18 protein-coding genes are annotated in these 20,283 nt (G+C 67.1%); 9 read left to right on the forward strand and 9 right to left on the reverse strand.

Annotated elements, in window-relative coordinates; genetic code table 11:
- The first annotated feature begins 58 nt into the window (after positions 1-58).
- Complete coding sequence (locus QX124_RS10315) at positions 59-928, forward strand: NmrA/HSCARG family protein (RefSeq protein WP_315797076.1); 870 nt, start codon at positions 59-61, stop codon at positions 926-928.
- 85 nt (positions 929-1,013) lie between these two features.
- Positions 1,014-1,682: an SDR family oxidoreductase gene (locus QX124_RS10320; protein ID WP_315772621.1), complete on the forward strand. Its 669-nt coding sequence runs from the start codon at positions 1,014-1,016 to the stop codon at positions 1,680-1,682.
- A 25-nt stretch (positions 1,683-1,707) separates the two neighbouring features.
- On the opposite strand, the gene QX124_RS10325 is transcribed toward QX124_RS10320, so the two are convergent.
- A complete protein-coding gene (locus tag QX124_RS10325) occupies positions 1,708-2,727 on the reverse strand; it encodes an LLM class flavin-dependent oxidoreductase (protein ID WP_315753467.1) in 1,020 nt (339 codons plus the stop codon).
- 372 nt (positions 2,728-3,099) lie between these two features.
- Between QX124_RS10325 and metF the strand changes: the two genes are divergently transcribed.
- From metF to QX124_RS10350, 5 genes are all read left to right on the forward strand, one after another.
- On the forward strand, positions 3,100-4,017 hold the full coding sequence (metF, locus tag QX124_RS10330; protein WP_315797077.1) for a methylenetetrahydrofolate reductase [NAD(P)H]: 918 nt from the start codon (positions 3,100-3,102) through the stop codon (positions 4,015-4,017).
- Positions 4,017-7,883: a methionine synthase gene (metH, locus tag QX124_RS10335; RefSeq protein WP_315797078.1), complete on the forward strand. Its 3,867-nt coding sequence runs from the start codon at positions 4,017-4,019 to the stop codon at positions 7,881-7,883. The genes metF and metH overlap by 1 nt, the downstream gene beginning before the upstream one ends.
- 342 nt (positions 7,884-8,225) lie before the next feature.
- Positions 8,226-9,359 (forward strand): ABC transporter permease, encoded by a 1,134-nt coding sequence (locus tag QX124_RS10340; RefSeq protein ID WP_315775496.1) that lies wholly within the window; start codon positions 8,226-8,228, stop codon positions 9,357-9,359.
- Positions 9,356-10,075, forward strand: a complete 720-nt coding sequence (locus tag QX124_RS10345; protein WP_315797079.1) for an ABC transporter ATP-binding protein — start codon at positions 9,356-9,358, stop codon at positions 10,073-10,075. The genes QX124_RS10340 and QX124_RS10345 overlap by 4 nt, the downstream gene beginning before the upstream one ends.
- A gap of 53 nt (positions 10,076-10,128) precedes the next feature.
- Positions 10,129-11,094: an HlyD family secretion protein gene (locus tag QX124_RS10350; protein WP_315797080.1), complete on the forward strand. Its 966-nt coding sequence runs from the start codon at positions 10,129-10,131 to the stop codon at positions 11,092-11,094.
- Between the two features lie 107 nt (positions 11,095-11,201).
- Here QX124_RS10350 and QX124_RS10355 read toward each other — a convergent pair whose 3' ends face one another.
- Together QX124_RS10355 and QX124_RS10360 are read right to left on the reverse strand one after the other, a co-directional pair.
- A complete protein-coding gene (locus QX124_RS10355; protein ID WP_315734674.1) occupies positions 11,202-11,834 on the reverse strand; it encodes a glutathione S-transferase family protein in 633 nt (210 codons plus the stop codon).
- A 60-nt stretch (positions 11,835-11,894) separates the two neighbouring features.
- Positions 11,895-12,488 (reverse strand): GNAT family N-acetyltransferase, encoded by a 594-nt coding sequence (locus QX124_RS10360; protein ID WP_315797081.1) that lies wholly within the window; start codon positions 12,486-12,488, stop codon positions 11,895-11,897.
- A 110-nt stretch (positions 12,489-12,598) separates the two neighbouring features.
- Between QX124_RS10360 and QX124_RS10365 the strand changes: the two genes are divergently transcribed.
- Positions 12,599-13,069 carry an alpha/beta fold hydrolase gene (locus QX124_RS10365; RefSeq protein WP_315797082.1) on the forward strand — a complete coding sequence of 157 codons (471 nt, stop codon included), beginning with the start codon at positions 12,599-12,601 and terminating at the stop codon, positions 13,067-13,069.
- 32 nt (positions 13,070-13,101) lie between these two features.
- Here the strand turns inward: QX124_RS10365 and QX124_RS10370 are convergent, their stop codons facing one another.
- Positions 13,102-13,239 (reverse strand): hypothetical protein, encoded by a 138-nt coding sequence (locus QX124_RS10370; protein ID WP_315797083.1) that lies wholly within the window; start codon positions 13,237-13,239, stop codon positions 13,102-13,104.
- Between QX124_RS10370 and QX124_RS10375 the strand changes: the two genes are divergently transcribed.
- A complete protein-coding gene (locus tag QX124_RS10375; protein ID WP_315797084.1) occupies positions 13,232-13,489 on the forward strand; it encodes an alpha/beta hydrolase in 258 nt (85 codons plus the stop codon). The genes QX124_RS10370 and QX124_RS10375 overlap by 8 nt on opposite strands.
- A gap of 21 nt (positions 13,490-13,510) precedes the next feature.
- On the opposite strand, the gene glpK is transcribed toward QX124_RS10375, so the two are convergent.
- The 5 genes from glpK to QX124_RS10400 form a co-directional block, all read right to left on the reverse strand.
- Positions 13,511-15,013, reverse strand: a complete 1,503-nt coding sequence (glpK, locus tag QX124_RS10380; protein WP_315797085.1) for a glycerol kinase GlpK — start codon at positions 15,011-15,013, stop codon at positions 13,511-13,513.
- A 291-nt stretch (positions 15,014-15,304) separates the two neighbouring features.
- Entirely contained in the window at positions 15,305-16,078 is a 774-nt protein-coding gene (locus QX124_RS10385; RefSeq protein ID WP_315797086.1) for an SDR family oxidoreductase, read from the reverse strand.
- A 274-nt stretch (positions 16,079-16,352) separates the two neighbouring features.
- Positions 16,353-17,495, reverse strand: coding sequence for a pimeloyl-CoA dehydrogenase small subunit (gene pimD, locus QX124_RS10390; protein WP_315797087.1), 1,143 nt, complete (start codon positions 17,493-17,495; stop codon positions 16,353-16,355).
- Positions 17,496-17,639: 144 nt separating this feature from the next.
- On the reverse strand, positions 17,640-18,830 hold the full coding sequence (pimC, locus tag QX124_RS10395; RefSeq protein WP_315797088.1) for a pimeloyl-CoA dehydrogenase large subunit: 1,191 nt from the start codon (positions 18,828-18,830) through the stop codon (positions 17,640-17,642).
- Between the two features lie 249 nt (positions 18,831-19,079).
- Positions 19,080-20,267 carry an acetyl-CoA C-acyltransferase gene (locus QX124_RS10400; RefSeq protein ID WP_315734690.1) on the reverse strand — a complete coding sequence of 396 codons (1,188 nt, stop codon included), beginning with the start codon at positions 20,265-20,267 and terminating at the stop codon, positions 19,080-19,082.
- Positions 20,268-20,283 lie beyond the last annotated feature (16 nt).

Genomic DNA, 20,283 nt, shown 5'->3' on the forward strand with positions numbered 1-20,283 from the left:
GGCTCGCATATGGATCGCTATTTTCGGGGTGTCTCAACAACCAACCCGGAGTGATCCCATGACCATCCTCGTCACCGGCGCCACTGGAACCGTCGGCCGTCACGTCGTCGACCAGCTCGTCAAGCGCGGCGCCGACGTCCGTGCCCTCGTCCGCGATCCTGCCAAGGCGAGGTTTCCGGCGGGCGTCGCGGTCGCGCAGGGCGACCTGCTCGACATCGATTCGCTGCGCTCTGCCTTTTCGGGCGTCTCGACCTTGTTCCTGCTGAACGCCGTCGCGCCCGATGAATTCACCCAGGCACTGGTCGCACTCAACGTTGCCCGCGAGGCCGGCATCGCGCGGATCGTCTATCTCTCGGTGATCCACAGCGACGTCTACGTCAACGTGCCGCACTTCGCCGGCAAGTTCGCCGTCGAGCGGATGATTGAGCAGATGGGCCTGAACGCCACCATCCTGCGCCCGGCCTACTTCATGACCAACGATCTCGCGATCAAGGACATCGTGCTCGGCTACGGCATCTACCCGATGCCGATCGGAGCCAAGGGCCTTGCCATGATCGACGTCAGCGACATCGGCGAGATCGCAGCGATCGAGCTGATCCGCCGCGAGCAGTCAGCCGTGCCGCTGCCGCTCGATCGCATCAACCTGGTCGGTCCGGACACGCTGACCGGCGCTGATGCCGCTGCGATCTGGTCTGACGTGCTGGGCCGCACGATCGCCTATGGCGGCGACAACACCGCGCAGTTCGAGACCAACCTCCGGCAGGTCATGCCGAGCTGGATGGCGTTCGACATGCGGCTGATGGCCGAGCGCTTCCTGACCGACGGCATGGTGCCTGAGGCCGGCGACGTCGCGCGCCTGACGGCGCTGCTGGGTCGTCCCCTGCGCTCCTATCGCGACTTCGTCGCTGACATCGCGACCGCCGCCTGACGGCAACAAGCCCTGATCATCCACCAAAGCCAAACTGTGGGGCGCCTCCGCGGACGCGTCCCATGCCAAGTCTCAGGAGGTCATCATGACTCATTCCACGCGTGATAGCGCCAATGGCGCGAAGCCGAACATCCTGGTTCTCGGCGCGACCGGCGGCACCGGCCGGCTGATCGTGCGCGAGGCGCTGGCGCGCGGCGACAATGTCACCGCGCTGGTGCGCTCGCCGGGGAAGGCCGGCGATCTGCAAGGCGCGCATCTGATCGTCGGTGACGCCCGTGACGAAGCGACGTTGCGGAAGGCGCTGAAGGGTCAGGACGCCGTCATCAGTGCCTTGGGCACGCCGGCCGGTCCATTCCGGGAGGTGACGCTGCTCTCGACCGTGACGCGCTCGCTGCTCGACGCAATGCGGGCTGAGCGCGTCTCGCGGCTGGTTGCCATCACGGGAATTGGCGCCGGCGACAGCGCCGGGCACGGCGGCTTTCTGTTCGACCGGCTGATCTTTCCGCTGCTGCTGCGCAAGGTCTACGCCGATAAGAATCGGCAGGAGGCGATCATCGGCAATAGCGGGCTCGACTGGGTGGTCGTTCGTCCCTCGGTGCTGAACGACAAGCCGGGCGGACACACAGTGCGCGCGCTGACGGATCTCACCGACTTTCATGGCGGCACGATCGCGCGGGCCGACGTCGCGCGCTTCGTCCTGGATCAGGTGAGCGACGACAGCTTCCTGCATCGCTCGCCCCTGATCACGTGGTGAGACCAGCGACGCGCGGCGTCGATGCTCACGCCGCCGCCTTCCGCTCCAGGCCGAAGGCGTCGGCGAGCAGGCTGTAGGAGCGCTTGCGGGCGTCGTGGTCGAAGGTCGCGGTGATCACCATCAGCTCGTCGGCCTGGCTTGCCGCGATCATCGGATCGAGCTTGGCTCGCACCGTCGCCGGGCTACCCACGAACAGCCGCGACCGGTTGCGGGCGATCGAGGCGCGGTCCGCGTCTGTATACATGGTGGCCGCCGCCTCCTCGGGGCTCGGCAGCGGCAGGAACTGGCCGCGGTCGCGCCGCAAACGGTTGAGGTCCATCGACGACGCCAGCCGCTCAGCCTCGGCGTCGGTCTCGGCCGTCACCACCGCGACCGCTAGGATCGCATGCGGCTGCGACCGCCAGCGCGACGGCGTGAAATGCGCGCGGTAGGTTCGCATCGCGTCGACCGCGTCGTGGCTGGCAAAATGATGCGCAAAGCCAAACCCCATGCCGAGCTGGGCCGACAGCTCGCTGGAATAGTCGCTGGAGCCGAGCAGCCAGATCGGCGGCAGCGGCGCGTCGTCGGGCATGGCGACGACGTTGTTGTAGGGATGGCCGGCGGGAAATTCGCGGGTCTCCCACAGCATCAGCTCGTGCAGCCGCTCCAGGAAGTCATCACCCTCGCGGCGATCGAGCCGGCTGCGCAGCGCATAGGCCGTGGTGCCGTCGGTGCCGGGCGCGCGTCCCAGACCGAGATCGATCCGGCCGGGAAACAGCGCCTCCAGCATCTTGAAGCGCTCGGCGACCACCAGCGGCGCGTGGTTGGGCAGCATCACGCCGCCGGAGCCGACGCGGATGTGCTGCGTCACCGCCGCGATCTGCCCGATCATGATGTCGGGCGACGGGCTCGCCACCGACGGCAGGCTGTGATGCTCGGCCAGCCAATAGCGGACATAACCGAGCTGATCGACATGGCGGGCCAGATCGATGCTGTTGCGCAACGCCGCCGACGGCCTGGTGGCCGTGGTGGTGACGGAGAGGTCGAGGACGGAAAGCGGGATCATTGGCTCAACCTAATGCCTGCGCGTCGCGCCACAATGGGCTGATCGCGACCGTGACCTGCCGCGAATGCAGAGATCGACCGCAACGAAGTTGGGACATTCCGCCTGTATACAGGATGATATCTGGCATCTCCCACTGGATATTTCAGCGAGAGCCGTCCGGGACACACAGACACCCTTTGATATAACTCATGTTTTCTTCGCCCACAATCAAGCCAGGCTCAGCGACAAAAACAGCAATATTCGCAGCCCGGTGGGCCAAATCCCATTTATGGTGGGCTGTCACTTGCGACGCACTTCCCTTATCTTGGCACATCACGAGGGGGACGCCCCTCTTGAGTTGAAATTTACGCCCCATTCGGAACCTGCGTTGCCATGACCGACCTCGCCACCGCCATCGCCGACGGCCACACCGCGATTCCCAGGCCGAAGATCTCGTTCGAGTTCTTTCCGCCGAAGACCGAGGAGATGGACCGGACGCTGTGGGCCTCGATCGAGCGCCTCGCGCCGCTGGAGCCGAGCTTCGTCTCGGTAACCTATGGTGCCGGCGGCTCGACCCGCGAGCGCACCCACGCCACGATCGCGCGCATCCTGAAGGAGACCGCGCTGCTGCCGGCGGCCCATCTCACCTGCGTCGGCGCCTCGCGCCGGGAGATCGACGAGGTCGTCGACCGCTATCATGAGGTCGGCGTCCGCCACATCGTAGCACTTCGCGGCGATCCGCCCGGCGGCATCGGCACCCCCTACTCCACCCGTGCCGACGGCTACCAGACCTCGCCCGAGCTGATCGCCGGCATCAAGAAGCGCCACCCCGACATCGAGATCTCGGTCTCCGCTTATCCGGAGAAGCACCCCGAGAGCCGCGACTTCGACGCCGACATCGACATGCTCCAGGCCAAGGTCGACGCCGGCGCCACCCGCGCCATCACCCAGGTGTTCTTCGACAACGACCTCTACTTCCGCTACCTCGACCGTGTCCGCGCCCGCGGCATCGACATTCCGATCGTGCCAGGGATCATGCCGATGCACAATTTCAAGCAGGCGCGCGGCTTCGTCACCCGCGCCGGCACCACGGTGCCGCACTGGCTCGCGGAGAAGTTCGACGGTCTCGACGACGATCCAGAGACCCGCAAGCTGGTCGCGGCGACCGTCGCCGCCGGCCAGGTGCAGAAGCTCGCCAAGCATGGCGTCGACACCTTCCATTTCTACACCATGAACCGCGCCGACCTCGTGTTCGCGATCAGCCATCTGCTCGGCATCCGTCCGAAGTCCGCCAACAAGGCTGCTGCCTGATGCTCGCCCCCGTATCCCCAGCGCGTACCGCCTTCCTTGCCGCTGCAGCTAAGCGCATCCTGATTCTCGACGGCGCCATGGGCACGATGATCCAGGCGCTGCAGCTCGACGAGGCCGCGTTCCGCAGCGAGCGGTTCAAGGACTTCCATCGCGACCTCCGCGGCAACAACGATCTCTTGATCCTCACCCAGCCCGAAGCGATCGAGGACATCCACGCCCAATATCTGCGCGCCGGGGCCGACATCGTCGCCACCAACACCTTCTCGGCGACATCGATCGCGCAGGCCGACTACGACCTGTCCGACATCATCTACGAGCTCAACCGCGAGGGCGCCCGGCTCGCCCGCAATGCGGCCACGCGTGTTGCGGCCGAGGACGGCAAACAGCGCTTCGTCGCCGGCGCGATGGGCCCGACCAACCGCACCGCCTCGATCTCGCCTGACGTGTCCAACCCCGGCTACCGCGCCGTGACCTTCGACGACCTGCGTCTCGCCTATGGCGAGCAGGCGCGCGGTCTCCTTGACGGCGGCGCCGACATCCTGCTGCTCGAGACCATCTTCGACACGCTCAACGCCAAGGCGGCGCTGTACGCCATCGCCGAGCTCTGCGAGGAGCGCGGCGTCGACGTGCCCGTCATGATCTCGGGCACCATCACCGACAAGTCCGGCCGCCTGCTCTCGGGCCAGATGCCGGAGGCGTTCTGGAATTCGGTCCGCCACGCGAAACCGCTGACCATCGGCTTCAACTGTGCGCTCGGCGCCGAGGATCTGCGCGCCCATGTCGCCGACATCGGCCGCGTCGCGGATACCTTGGTCTGCGCCTATCCCAATGCCGGCCTGCCCAACGAGTTCGGCCAGTATGACGAGACGCCGGCCTATATGGCGCGGCTGATCGGCGAGTTCGCGAGCGCCGGCCTCGTCAACATCGTCGGCGGCTGCTGCGGCACCACGCCGGACCATATCGCCGCGATCGCCGCCGCGGTCGCCCCGCACAAGCCGCGCGCCGTGCCGGAGATCGCGCCGCGGCTGCGGCTGTCGGGCCTGGAGCCGTTCGAGCTGACGCCCGCCATTCCGTTCGTCAACGTCGGCGAACGCACCAACGTCACGGGCTCCGCCAAATTCCGCAAGCTGATCACCGCCGGCGACTACACGGCTGCACTGCAGGTCGCACGCGACCAGGTCGAGAACGGCGCCCAGGTCATCGACGTCAATATGGACGAGGGCCTGCTGGATTCGGAAGCCGCGATGCGGACCTTCCTCAACCTCGTCGCTGCCGAGCCGGACATCGCCCGCGTGCCCGTGATGGTCGACTCCTCGAAATTCCATGTCATCGAGGCCGGCCTGAAATGCGTGCAGGGCAAGCCGGTGGTGAACTCGATCTCGCTGAAGGAAGGCGAGGAGAAGTTCATCCATGAAGCGAAGATCGCGCGCCGCCACGGCGCCGCCGTCGTCGTGATGGCGTTCGACGAGACCGGCCAGGCCGACACCTACAAGCGCAAGACCGAGATCTGCGCCCGCGCCTACAAGATCCTGGTCGAGCAGATCGGCTTCCCGCCTGAGGACATCATCTTCGATCCCAACATCTTCGCCATCGCGACCGGACTTGAGGAACACAACAATTACGGCGTCGACTTCATCGAAGCGACACGTTGGATCCGGCAGAACCTGCCGCATGCCCACGTTTCCGGCGGCGTCTCGAATCTGTCGTTCTCGTTCCGCGGCAATGAGCCGGTGCGCGAGGCGATGCACTCGGTGTTCCTGTATCACGCCATCAAGGCCGGCATGGACATGGGCATCGTCAATGCCGGCCAGATGATCGTCTATGACGACATCGATCCCGAGCTGCGCCAGGTGTGCGAGGACGTGGTGCTGAACCGCGACCCCGGCGCGTCCGAGCGGCTGCTGGCGCTGGCCGAGAAATTCCGTGGCCAGGGCAAGCAGACCAAGGAGGCCGATCTCGCCTGGCGCGAATGGCCGGTCGGCAAGCGGCTCTCCCACGCGCTGGTGCACGGCATCACCGAGTTCATCGAGCAGGACACCGAGGAAGCCCGAGCCGCCTCGACGCGGCCGCTCGACGTCATCGAAGGCCCGCTGATGGCCGGCATGAACGTGGTCGGCGACCTCTTCGGCGACGGCAAGATGTTCCTGCCGCAAGTCGTGAAGTCCGCACGCGTGATGAAGCAGGCGGTGGCCTATCTGATGCCGTTCATGGAGGCGGAGAAGGCCGCCAACAAGGGCCGCGCCAACGAGCGCTCCAACGCCGGCAAGATCGTGCTCGCCACCGTCAAGGGCGACGTCCACGACATCGGCAAGAACATCGTCGGCATCGTGCTCCAGTGCAACAATTTCGAGGTCATCGACCTCGGCGTCATGGTGCCCGCCGCCAAGATCATCGAGACCGCCAAGGCCGAGAACGCCGACATCGTCGGGCTCTCCGGCCTGATCACGCCGTCGCTCGACGAGATGGCCTATCTCGCTACCGAGATGGAGCGCCAGGGCCTGAACGTGCCGCTCCTGATCGGCGGCGCCACGACGAGCCGCGTCCACACCGCGGTCAAGATCGATCCGAACTACCGGAATGGCCCGGTCGTTCATGTCAACGACGCCAGCCGCGCCGTCGGCGTCGCCTCCTCGCTGCTGTCGCCGGAGCGCAAGGATACCTACGCCACGGAGATTCGCAGCGAGTATCAGAAGATCGCCGCTGCGCATCTGCGCGGCCAGGCCGACAAGAAGCGGCTGAAGCTCGCGGACGCCCGCGCCAACGCGCCGAAGATCGACTTCGCCAAGGCGAAGCCGGTGAAGCCGACCTTCCTCGGCGTCAAGACCTTCGTTGATTACGACCTCGCCGAGCTGGTGCCCTATATCGACTGGACGCCGTTCTTCCAGACCTGGGAGCTCGCCGGCCGTTTCCCTGCGATTCTCGACGACGCCAAGGTCGGCGAGGCCGCACGGGCGCTCTATGACGACGCGCTGAAGATGCTGAAGCGCATCGTCGCCGAGAAGTGGTTCACGGCGCGCGCCGCGATCGGCTTCTGGCCGGCCAATGCCAAGGGCGACGACATCGTGCTCTATGCCGACGACAGCCGCACCACGGCGGTCGCGACCCTGCACACCCTGCGCCAGCAGCTCGAGAAGCGCGAGGGTCGCTTCAACACCGCACTCTCCGACTTCATCGCGCCTGTGGGTTCCGGCGTGCCGGACTATGTCGGCGGCTTCGTCGTCACCACCGGTCTCGGCGAGGACGCGGTGGCCGACCGCTTCAAGAACGCCAATGACGACTACTCCTCGATCCTGGTGAAGGCGCTGGCCGACCGCCTCGCCGAGGCCTTCGCCGAGCGGCTGCATGCCCGCGTCCGCCGCGAGTTCTGGGCCTACGCTCCGGACGAGGCGCTCTCGCCGGACGATCTGATCCTGGAGAAGTATCACGGCATCCGTCCCGCGCCCGGCTATCCGGCGCAGCCCGACCACACCGAGAAGGCGACCTTGTTCGAACTGCTCGACGCCGAGAAGAATGCCGGCGTGCGGCTGACCGAGAGCTTTGCGATGTGGCCGGGCTCGTCGGTGTCGGGCCTCTATTTTGCCTCGCCGGAGAGCTTCTATTTCGGCGTCGGCAAGATCGAGCGCGACCAGGTCGAGGACTACGCCGCGCGCAAGGGCATGACGGTGGCCGAGGTCGAGCGCTGGCTGGCGCCGATCCTGAACTACATTCCGGCAAGGAGTGGACAGCAGGCGGACGCGGCAGCGCGCGCCGTCGCTTCGCCCGCTCCGGCCAACGACGCCGCACCCGCCGAGCTCGCGAGCCATCCGGTGGGCTGCACCTGTGCCGTTCATCTCGCCTGGCGCAGGAAGGCGGTCGGCGCAAAGTAGCCGGCGCGCAGTCTCCCACCCCAAACTGTCGTCCCGGCCTCGCGCCGGGACCCATACCGCGTGATGCATCTGTCGGCCGCCGTGGTCGATACCGAGCGCAACGACACCTCCCTGTGGTTATGGATCCCGGCGTTCGCCGGGACGACACCAGTTATGGCGGACCGCCGTCGCCTCCCATATGCGTTCGCAGGGGCAGCACCGCATGTGACCCGTCCCCGTGTCCCCCGCGCCACGGCCGCCGCGAATGACAAAGCGCCACAGCCGGCGCCATGCGATGCAGCGTGGACTTATCCCCGCTAACCGGCTGAAATGCCGCCGGGGCCTCCGGGTGGTTTTTCGTTCATGTCGTTGCAGTTCAGGCTTGCGTCCCGAAACCTGTTCCATGACAGGCTTCGTTTCATTGCCACCATCATCGGCATCATCTTCTCGATCGTGCTGGTGACCGTGCAGATGGGCCTCTATGTCGGCTTCCGCCGCATGGTCACCACCATGATCGACCATTCCCCGGCCGAGCTGTGGATCATGCCGGTCGGCACCAAATGCTTCGAGGATCCCTCGTTGCTTGACGAGCGGCAGCGGTTCCGGGCGCTGGCGGTTCCCGGCGTGGCGGAGGCGACGCCGCTGGTGATCGGCTATGCGCAATGGCGGCTGCCGCAGGGCACCACGACGCCGGTCTTCGTGGTCGGCTCGGAACTGCGCGGGCTCGGGCTGCATCCCTGGAACGTGGTGGAGGGACGGCTGGACGACCTGTCCGTGCCGGGCGCGGTCGCTATCGACCAGACCTATTTCGAGCGGCTCGGCATCGGCGGCGCCGGCCAGGCTGCAGAGCTCCGCGACCAGAAGGTGCAGGTGATGGCTGTCACCAAAGGCATCCGCTCGTTCACGACAACGCCTTACGTGTTCACCGACGTCGACCGCGCCCGCGCCTATACCGGCATCGCCTCGAACAAGGCGTCCTATCTGGTGGTCAAGCTGGCGGCCGAGGCCGACCTCTGGACCGTGCAGCGGGCGCTGCGCGACAGCCTGTCCAATGTCGAGGTGCTGACCGCAGCCGAGTTCGCGAGCCGCAGCCGCTCGTTCTGGCTGTTCGGCACCGGCGCCGGTGCCGCGCTGTTCGCCGGCGCCCTGCTCGGCCTCATCGTCGGCACCGTGATCGTGGCGCAGACGCTCTATTCCAGCACCAAGGATCACATCAACGAGTTCGCGACCCTGCGCGCGATCGGCTCGTCCAGCCGCTACATCTACACCGTCATCATCTGGCAGGCGCTGCTCAGCGCCATCGTCGGCTTCGCCGGCGCTGCGGCGATCGGCAAGATCGTGGCGGCGGCGACCGCGGAATCGGCGCTGCCGGTCATCATGACACCGACGCTGACGGTCGCGCTGTTCGTGCTGACGGTGACGATGTGCGTCGGCTCGGCGATCGCGGCGATCCTCAAGGTCATGCGCATCGACCCGACCCTGGTATTCTCGCGATGACCGACACCGTGCTCGAGGCCACCGATCTCGTGCATCACCTCGGCCAGGGGGCCGGCAGGGTGCAGGCACTGAAGGGCGTGAGCCTGTCGCTGAAGGGCGGCGAGCTGGCGCTGCTGATGGGCCCTTCGGGCAGCGGCAAGACGACGCTGCTGTCGATCCTGGGTTGCCTGATGACGCCGGATGGCGGTGCCGTGCGGGTTGCCAACCAGCCGGTCGCGGGGCTCGATCCCGAGGCGCTGGCGAAGCTGCGCCGCGAGCGCATCGGCTTCATCTTTCAATCCTATCATCTGTTTCCGACGCTGAACGCCGAGGACAATGTGCGGCTCGCGCTCGATGTGCGCGGCGAACGCGCGGGGTCTGCGAAGAAGGCGGCGCGCGAGGTGCTCGAGAGGGTCGGCCTCGGTCCGAAGAAGCGGTCGTTCCCGCGCGAGCTCTCGGGCGGCGAGCAGCAGCGCGTCGCGATCGCCCGCGCCATCGTCGGCAAGGCGCAGGTCATTCTCGCCGACGAGCCGACCGGCGCGCTCGATACGGCCAATGGCCATGCCATCATGACCCTGCTCGCGGACATCGCCAAGGATCCCTCACGCGCGGTGCTGGTGGTCACGCACGATCCGCGCATCCTGCCGTTCGCCAATCGCGTCATTCACATCGAGGACGGCCGCATCGTCCGCGAGGAGAGCGGCGGCGAGTCCATGAAGAAAGTCTCGCACGCATGATATCGGGAATTCCAGAACGCGCTCACCTGCTCGGGCTCGTCGCAGCGGCCGCATTGGCTATCACCGTCACGCCGACCTCGATTCCACCGACAGCGCGCGCCGCCAATGCCCAGGAGGAACGCTGGCTGGCCGTCGCGCCCGGCCGGGTCGAGCCGGCATCCGGCCTGATCAAGCTCGGCGCGCCCGTGGTCGGGCCGATCCAGGAGGTGCTGGTCAAGCCGAACGAGACCGTGTTCACCGGCCAGGCCCTCGTGCGGCTCGGCGACGCCGAAGCCCGCGCGCAGCTCGCCAGCGCCGAGGCGCAGGTCGCGATGCGCAAGCGCGTGCGCAACAAGGAGTCGACACCGTCTGGCGCGGGTCCGCGGCGCCGGGCCGAAGACGGCGTCGCCGACGCGCAGGCGGCCGTGTTCGACGCGCGTGCTGCGCTCGACAAGGCGGTGGCCGAGCGGCGCGCAGGGCACGGCGCCGATGCCGATGTCGACACCGCACGCACGCAACTGACAGTCGCGCAGGCGAAGCTGGAGCAGCAGGCCGACGAGCTGCGCAAGGTCACCGCTGATGCGCCACTGCCGATCAGCGCCGAGGGCCAGCTCAACGTCGCCCGCAGCGAACTGCAGGGCGCCCGCGCCACGTTGGAAAAGCTCACCATCCGCGCACCGCTCGACGGCACGGTGCTGCAGGTCAATGCGCGCACCGGCGAGATCGCCTCGCCGCAGGCGACCCAGCCGATGGTGCTGCTCGGCGACACGTCGTCGCTGCGCGTGCGCGCCGAGCTCGACCAGCGCGACCTCGACAAGATCAAGGTCGGCCAGCAGGCCGTGGTCCGCTCCGACGCCTTCCGCGGCCGCGACGTCGCCGGCAAGGTCGCCGCCATCGCCCCCCTGGTCGAGAGCAGCCGCGCTGCTGCGCTCAGCCAGCGCAACATGACCGATGTCGATGTCGTCGAGGTGCTGGTCGATCTGGCCGAGCCGGGCCCGTTCGCGGTGGGCATGAAGGTGGACGTGTATTTCCGGCCGTGAGGGCCGCGCCGTTCGGCCCACGCCTCGCGCGCTGCTGCCCACCCGCCCCTGGAGGGGGAGGGTGAGCACCGAGCAAGCGGCACGGTCTGACGTCTCGATGGACTCCATCAATCCCCGCTCGGCGGGGCCAGCGGCTGGACGATCTCCTGGAATGGCGGCAGCGCCTCGCACCTTGCGGCATGCGCGGCCAGCGCCGGATAGCGCGTGGCGTCGAACAGATGCGGATGCGCCTCGCGTGTGAAGCGCAGCACGCAGGCGACGGCAATGTCGGCATGGCCGATTCGCTCGCCATACCAGTAGTCTGTCGTGATTGCGGCGCGCTCCGCCTCGAGCATCGCCAGCACGCCCGAGATCTGCGTCTCGCAACGCGCGACCCACAGGGCCAGGCGGTCCTTGCGCAGCACGCGCTCATAGATCAGGCTGACGGCCTTATCGCCCAAGCCAGTCGCGAGCGCGATCGTATGCAGCTGCCTGCGGCGCAGCGCGCCGCTCCGCGCCAGCATCGCGCGCTCGGGCCCGACGGTCTCGTCGAGATGGTCGAGGATCGCGACCGAATCGATCAGCGCCTCGCCGTCGTCGAGCACCAGCACCGGCACGCGCAGCAGCGGGTTGTACGGCGCGATCTTGTCGGCGTCGCCGAAGGTCGACCACGGCTTGTGCTCGAACGGCAGGCTGTAGAGCCTGAGCGCGATCGCGGTGCGACGGACGAAAGGCGAGTCGTATTGGCCGATCAGGAACATCGGTTATCCTCCTGTGCGGCGCATTGAAGCGCCGTTCGGCGCCGTTGTCAGCTCCCATGTTCAGGCGAGCAGCGGCACATGCGGTGCGACATCGCGCGGCAGGGTGCCGTCGAGGCGCGGGTCGGGGGCGATCTCGATCTGGCGGCGATAGGGGCGGAAGCCGGAGCGCTGGTAGAACGCGAGCGCGCGCGGATGATCGAAGCTGCAGGTGTGGACCCAGAGCCGGGTGAGCGGCTGCGCCCAGGCGCGGCGCAGTGCGTGATTCATCAGCAGGCGGCCGGCGCTGGTGCCGATCAGCTTCGACGTGACGCCGAACAGCACCAGCTCGCAATCGTTCTTGGTGCGGAAGTCGAGCTCCAGCAGGCCCTCGTCGCCGCCATCATGGACGAGCGTATAGATCTCGACTCCGTCAGCGCGAACTGTCTTGGCAAGCTCCGCATCGCTCATCCGCGTGCGCTGCGACCACAGCCACTCCCAGCCGACGCGGGCATAGAGGTCACGGTACCAGTCGAGATCAGGCTGCGCGACGCGGCGAATGCTCCAGTCGCCGATCGGATCGGGCGGCAGCACTGGCGGTGCCAGCATTTCCAGCGAGGTCACCACGGCCGCGACCTTGCCGGGCGGGACGTCGAAATATCCGTCGGGAATGGTCACTCAAGACGACCTGATTGAAGAGTGATCGGCAACTTGCTTACCCCGGACGTAATTGGAACCGCACAGCGGTCCCGGCATGGTCGGCGCATTCAACATCAGGAGCCATGCCCATGCAACGACGAGACGTGCTGCTGACCGCGGCAGCAGCCAGCTTCGCGGCGACGGGAGCGAGCCTCGCCGCCGCGCCGACCGCGGCGCGCCCGCGTATCCGCTGCAGCGACGGCGTGACGCTCTATCACGAGGAGTGGGGCAGCGGCCGGCCGGTGCTGTTCGTACATGCCTGGGCGCTGACCCGCGCGATGTGGACCTACCAGATCTCCGATCTCAGCCAGCGCGGGCTGCGCTGCATTGCCTTCGACCGCCGCGGCCATGGACGCTCCGACGTGCCGGGCAGCGGCTACGAGCTCGACCGCCTGGCCGACGACATCGCCGAGGTCATCGCGCAGCTCGACCTTGATGACGTCGCGCTGGTCGGCATGTCCATGGGCTGCAACGAGATCCTCAACTACGTCGCGCGGCACGGCACGGGACGCATCTCGCGCATCGCGATGCTCGGACCGACGACGCCGTTTCCGCTGTAGACCGCGGACAATGCGCTCGGCGCGCCCCACGGCTATTTCGAGCAGTGCTGGGCCGCGTGGCAGAGCGACTTTCCGAAATGGATCGAGGACAACAAGCTGCCGTTCTTCACGAAGGACGCCTCGCCGCAGATGATGGAATGGGTCGCGGCGATGATGCGCCAGATGCCCATTCCCGTCGCGGTCGCCACCAACCGCGCGCTGATCGCGACCGACCTGCGGCCGGTGCTTGCGAAGATCGACCGTCCCGTGCTGATCCTGCACGGCGACAAGGACGTCTCGGCGCCGCTCGACATGACGGGACGGCCGACCGCCAAGGGCATCAAGGGCGCCGAGCTGAAGGTCTATCCCGGCGGCCCGCATGGGCTGTTCGTGACCCACATGAAGCAGGTCAATGCCGACCTTGCTGCGTTCCTGGCTTAGCTGCTGTGGGACGTGAGCGCCCTACTCGCCCTCGTCGCTCGCCAGCACGCCCTTCACGGCACGGGCCCAGCCGGCGAGCTTGCGCTGCCGGGTCGCCGCGCTCATCGCCGGCCGGAAGCGGTGCTCGAGCCGCCAATTGTCGGCGAACTTCTCCGGCTCCGGATAGACGCCCGCATTCAGGCCGGCGAGATAGGCGGCGCCGAGCGCGGTGGTCTCCTGGATCATGGGACGGTCGACCGGTGCGTCGAGCAGGTCGGCGAGACGCTGCATGGTCCAGTCCGAGGCGGTCATGCCGCCATCGACGCGCAGCACGATCGTGGCCGCGGAGGCATCGGGCCAGTCGGCGCGCATCGCGGCCCACAGATCGTAGGTCTGGTAGCAGACGCTTTCCAGCGTCGCATGCGCGAGTTCGGCCGGCCCGGTGTTGCGGGTGAGGCCGAACAGCGCGCCGCGCACGCGCGGATTCCAATAGGGTGCGCCGAGGCCGACGAAGGCCGGCACCAGATAGACCGACTGCATCGAGTCGGACTTGTCGGCGAGCGGGCCGGTTTCCGCGGCATGCTTGATGATGCCGAGGCCGTCGCGCAGCCATTGCACGGCCGAGCCGGCGACGAAGATCGAGCCTTCGAGCGCGTAGGTCCTGACGCCGTCGAGCTGATAGGCGATGGTCGTCAGCAGCTTGTTGTTCGATTTCACCGGCGTGGCGCCGGTGTTGAGCAGCGCGAAGCAGCCGGTGCCGTAGGTCGACTTCATCATGCCCGGCGTGAAGCAGGCTTGTCCAATGGTCGCGGCCTGCTGGTCGCCGGCGATGCCCGCGACCTTGATCGGGCCGCCGAACAGGTCGGGCGTGGTGGTGCCGAAATCGGCGGAGGAGTCCTTCACCTCGGGCAGCATCGAGCGCGGCACGCGCAGCAGCTTCAACAGCGTCTCGTCCCACTGCCCGGTGTGGATGTTGAACAGCAGCGTGCGCGAGGCGTTGGTGGCGTCGGTGGCGTGGACCTTGCCGCCGGTCAGGCGCCACAGCAGGTAGCAGTCGACGGTGCCGAACATCAGCTCGCCGCGGTCGGCCCGCTCGCGCGCGCCCGGCACGTGGTCGAGAATCCAGGCGACCTTGGTGCCGGAGAAATAGGGATCGATGATCAGGCCGGTTTTGGCGCTGACGTCCGGTTCATGGCCGTCCGCCTTGAGCCGCGCGCAGATGTCGGCGGTGCGGCGGTCCTGCCAGACGATGGCGCGGTGCACCGCCTGGCCGGTGGCGCGGTCCCACACCACGGTGGTCTCGCGCTGGTTGGTGATGCCGATCGCGGCGATGTCCTTTGCAGCCAGGCCCGCCTTTGTCAGCGCGTCGCGGCAGGTCATCACGGTCGAGGTCCAGATGTCCTCCGGCTCGTGCTCGACCCAGCCCGACGCCGGGAAATGCTGCGGGAATTCCTGCTGCGCCACCGCGGCGATCGAGATGTCGGAGCGGAACACGATCGCGCGCGAGGACGTGGTGCCCTGATCGATGGCCAGCACGAAGGACATGGGGTTTCTTCCCGGGAGGTTGACGACGTTGGCGACAAGCAAGCGGATCAGGCGGGCGAGGTCAAGGTGGAGCAGCACGCGGGATGCCCACCCTCCCCTGGAGGGGGAGGGTCGGCTCGCATGAAGCGCAGCGGAATGCGAGACGGGGTGGGGTGAGCCACAGGCGCGGTGCTCGTGGAGAGATCAGCCCACCCCGCCTCACATTTCGCTTCGCTCAACGTGAGGCGACCCTCCCCCTCCAGGGGAGGGTGAAAACAGCCGTCAATGCCGCTGCTTCGACACAGGAGACGCTTACACCGCCGCCGTGGTCACACCGCCATCCACGACGATGGTCTGGCCGGTCATGAAGGTCGACGCATCCGAAGCGAGGTAGGCGACCGCGCCGGCGATCTCGTGTGGCTCACCGATGCGGCGGAGCGGGGTGGTGGCGCAGCGCTGTTTCAGGCGGGCTTCGTCCTCCCATAGCGCGCGGGCGAAGTCGGTCTTGATCAGGCCGGGCGCGACGCAATTGATGCGGACACCCTGCGGGCCCGATTCGCCGGCGAGACTGCGGCACAGCGCAAAGTCGGCAGCCTTGGAGATGCCGTAGGCGCCGATCACGGTCGAGCCGCGCAGGCCGCCGATCGAGGAGACGATGATGACCGAGCCCTTGCCGCGCGCGGCCATCGGCGGGATCGCCTTGGCGCAGAGCCAGAGGTTGCTCTTCACGTTGGAGGCCATGATCTTGTCGAAGGCCTCGTCGGTGATGTCGAGCAGCGGACCGTAATACGGGTTCACCGCCGCGTTGCAGACGAGGATGTCGACCTGGCCGTAATGCGTCACGGCGCCGTCGATCAGCGCGTCGACTTCGGCGCGACGCGAGATGTTGCAGGGGATGACATGGGCGTCGCCGCCGTTGGCGCGGATGCCGCTCGCGACCTCCTCGCAGGCGTCAAGCTTGCGGCTGGAGATCACCACCTTGGCGCCGAGCTGCGCGAGCAGCTCCGCCGAGGCGCGGCCGATGCCGCGGCTGGAGCCGGTGACGACGGCGACCTGTCCGGAGAGGTCGAAGGGATTGGGGGTCATATCTGCTTCCTCCGCGTCATTGCGAGGAGTGAAGCGACGAAGCAATCCAGAGTTGCGCGTGACGCCCTGGATTGCTTCGCTCCGCTCGCAATGACGGCTCGACGATCAAATTGCTACGGAGCCAGTCGACGCCGGCAACGTAGCTCTCTCAAATCCGTCATGCGCGGGCTTGACCCGCCTGCGGGGCCGAAGCCCCTTCGGCGCGGCGAAGGCCCGCGCATCCACCTCAGAGAGCGATGGGTTGCCGGGCCAAGCCCGGCAACGACGCATTCGCTTAGATCAACCCGCCGGCCTCGCTGACGCGGCGCATGTGGTAGTCGGTGTCGCCGAACGTCGTCTCGATCATCGACAGCCGCTTGAAGTAGTGGCCGATCTTGGCCTCCATGGTCATGCCGATGCCGCCATGGAGCTGGATCGACTGCTGGCCGACGAACTTGGCCGATTTGCCGATCTGGACCTTGGCTGCGGCAATCGATGTGGCGCGCTCCTTGGCGTCGTCGAACTCGGCGGCCATGGTGGCGAACATCGACATCGAGCGGGCCTGCTCCAGCGCGACGAACATGTCGGAGGCGCGGTGCTGCAGCGACTGGAACGAGCCGATCGCGACGCCGAACTGCTTGCGCGTCTTGATGTACTCGACCGTGGTCTTGAGCGACTCGTCCATCAGGCCGACCGCCTCGGCGCACAGCGCGATGCGGGCTTCGTCGACGACGCGCTCGATCAGCGGCAGGCCGTTGGCGGGATCGCCGATCACGGCGTCAGCCCCCACTTCCACGCCGGTGAAGGTGATGTCGGCCGCGTGCAGGCCGTCCTGCGTCGGATAGCCCTTGCGGGTGACGCCCTTGGCATCCGCCGGCACGATGAACACGCCGATGCCGGATTTGTCGCGCTGGCCGCCTGAGGTGCGTGCGGTGACGATCAAGGTATCGGCGTTCTCGCCGTTGAGGACGACGAACTTTTCGCCGTCGATGACATAGCCGTCGCCCTTCTTCTTCGCCGAGGCGGCGACATCGAACAGGTCGTAGCGCGACTGCTTCTCGAGCTGGGCGAAGGCAAACGTCTTGCTGCCGTCGATGATTCCCGGCAGATGCGCCGCCTTCTGCGCGGCCGAGCCGCCATGACGCAGGAAGCCGCCAGCGAGCACCACGGTCGCCAGATACGGCTCGAGCACCAGCGCGCGGCCCATCGCCTCCATCACGATCATGGTCTCGACGCCACCGGCGCCGAAGCCGCCATCGTCCTCGGAGAACGGCAGCCCAAGCAGGCCCTGCTCGGCGAGCTTGGACCACATCGCCTGGCTCCAGCCGCCCTTCTCCTTCATGTACAGCTTGCGCTTGTCGAAATCATAGGCATCCGCCAGCAGGCCGTCGATGCTGTCCTTGAGGAGGCGCTGCTCCTCGGTGAGATCAAAATCCATTGGTTGACTCTCCAGTATCCCCATTCTCCGTCATGCCCGCGCTTGTCGCGGGCATCCACGTCGTGCCGTTGTGCGGGCGGCGTGGATGGCCGGGTCAAGCCCGGCCATGACAGCGTGCGTCGTCGAGGCGCTGCGGCTCACATGTCAGAGCCCCAGCACCGCCTTGGCGATGATGTTGCGCTGGATCTCGTTGGAGCCGCCGTAGATCGAGACCTTGCGGTTGTTGAAGTAGCTCGGCGCGATCTGCGCGGTCCAATCCATGGTCTCGTTGCTGTCGTCGTCGCCGTGCACGTCATACGGCGCGGCAAACGGGCCGATCACCTCCATCAGCAGCTCGGTCGTGGTCTGCTGGATCTCCGAGCCCTTGATCTTCAGCACCGAGGACGCCGGATTGGGCTTGCCCTTGCCGTGCTTGCCCTCATCGGCGACGACGCGCAGCTGCGTCAGTTCCAGCGCCTTCAGCTCGACCTCGCAGGCCGTGAGCTTTTCGCGGAACGACGGATCTTCCAGCACCGGACGGCCGCCGGATTCGATGTTGCCGGCGAGCTCCTTGATGCGGCGGATGCGTTCCTTGGAGACGCCGACGCGGGCAATCCCCGTGCGCTCGTTGCCGAGCAGGAACTTGGCGTAGTCCCAGCCCTTGTTCTCCTCGCCGATCAGGTTCTCGATGGGCACCTCGACGTCGTCGAAGAACACCTCGTTGACCTCGTGGCCGCCGTCGATGGTCTGGATCGGACGCACCGTCACGCCCTTCGACTTCATGCTGAAGACGATGAAGGAGATGCCCATCTGCTTCTTCGCCGCGGGATCGGTACGGCACAGGCAGAAGATCATGTCGGCGTGCTGAGCCAAGGTGGTCCAGGTCTTCTGGCCGTTGATGATCCACTTGTCGCCGCGGCGCTCGGCCTTGGTCTTCAGCGAGGCGAGGTCGGAGCCCGAGCCCGGCTCGGAGAAGCCCTGGCACCACCAGTCGTCGACATTGGCGATGCGCGGCAGATACTTCTTCTTCTGCTCCTCGTTGCCGAAGGTGTAGATGACGGGGCCAACCATGCTGACGCCGAAGGCGAGCGGCTGCGGCGCCGGATAGGCCTGCAGCTCCTCGTTGAAGATGTAGTGCTGCACGGAGGTCCAGCCGGTGCCGCCATATTCCTCCGGCCAGTGCGAGACACCCCAACCCTTCTTGTTGAGGATGCGCCACCAGGTCACCATCTCGTCCTTCGACAGATGGCGGCCTTCGATCATCTTCCGCCGCGTCTCCGGCGGCACATTGTCCCTGAAGAACTGCCGCACTTCCTCGCGGAACGCCTGCTCTTCCTTCGTGAATGCAAGATCCATCGGATCCTCCCTGACTATTCAATTCGGTATTCGGTTGGCGCGTCTTGCTCCGCTGTCGTCCCTGCGAACGCAGGGACCCATATCCACCGGCTCACGTTTGGGGGCACGGGCCTCTGACGGAATGCCCCAAGTTAGATCACGCGGTATGGGTCCCGGGTCTGCACTTGCGAGCGCTCGCGCGCTCGCAAGCTTGCCCGGGACGACACCTGTTAAAATCCCGCGCGAGATTCGCGCGGGACGACAATCAAGTTACTGCAGCACCTCGAACAGGCCGGCGGCGCCCATGCCGCCGCCGACGCACATGGTGACGACGGCGTATTTGGCCTTGCGGCGGCGGCCTTCGATCAGCGCATGGCCCGTGAGCCGCGCGCCCGACATGCCGTAGGGATGGCCGACCGCGATGGCGCCGCCATTGACGTTGATCTTGTCGGGGTCGATGCCGAGCTTGTCGCGGCAGTACAGCACCTGCACCGCGAACGCCTCGTTGAGCTCCCACAGGCCGATGTCGTCGACGGTGAGGCCGTGGCGCTTCAAGAGGCGCGGCACCGCGAACACCGGGCCGATGCCCATCTCGTCGGGCTCGCAGCCATGCGCAACGAAGCCGCGGAAGATGCCGAGCGGCTGCAGGCCGCGCTTGGCGGCGTTGGCGTCGCTCATGATCACGCAGGCCGAGGCGCCGTCGGAGAGCTGGCTGGCGTTGCCGGCCGTGATCGAGAAGCCGTCGCCGCGCACGGCCTTGAGGCCGGCGAGACCTTCGGCGGTCGTCTCCGGACGCGGACCTTCGTCCTGCGAGAAGGTCACGTCCTTGAACGAGATGTTGCCGGTGGCCTTGTCGGTCACCGCCATCTTGGTGGTGATCGGCGCCAGTTCGTCGTTGAACTTGCCGCCCTGCTGCGCGGCCGCGGTGCGGCGCTGGCTCTCCAGCGCATATTCGTCCTGCCGCTCGCGCGAGATGCCGTAGCGTTTAGCGACGATCTCGGCGGTGTCGATCATCGGCATGTAGACGTCGCCCTTGATCTCGAGCAGCGCCGGATCGGTCGCCTGGAAGGCGTTCATCTTGTCGTTCTGGACCAGCGAGATCGACTCGCCGCCGCCGCCGACGGCGATCTCGACGCCGTCGAAGATCACCGAGCGCGCCGCGAGCGCGATCGCCTGCAGGCCGGAGGCGCATTGGCGGTCGATCGTGGTGCCGCCGACCGACACCGGCAGGCCGGCGCGCAGCAGCGCCTTGCGCGCGATGTTGCCGCCGGTCGAGCCCTGCTGCAGGGCCGCGCCCATCACGACATCCTCGACCTCGGCCGGATCGACCTTGGCGCGCTTGACCGCCTCGCCGATGGCGTGGCCGAGCAAGGTGGCGCCGCCAGTGGCGTTGAGCGCGCCGCGATAGGCCTTGCCGATTGGCGTGCGGGCGGTGGAAACGATGACGGCATCGGTCATGGGCGGACCTCCTGTT

The sequence above is a fragment of the Bradyrhizobium sp. SZCCHNRI3043 genome, from assembly GCF_032377735.1.
GTDB lineage: Bacteria > Pseudomonadota > Alphaproteobacteria > Rhizobiales > Xanthobacteraceae > Bradyrhizobium.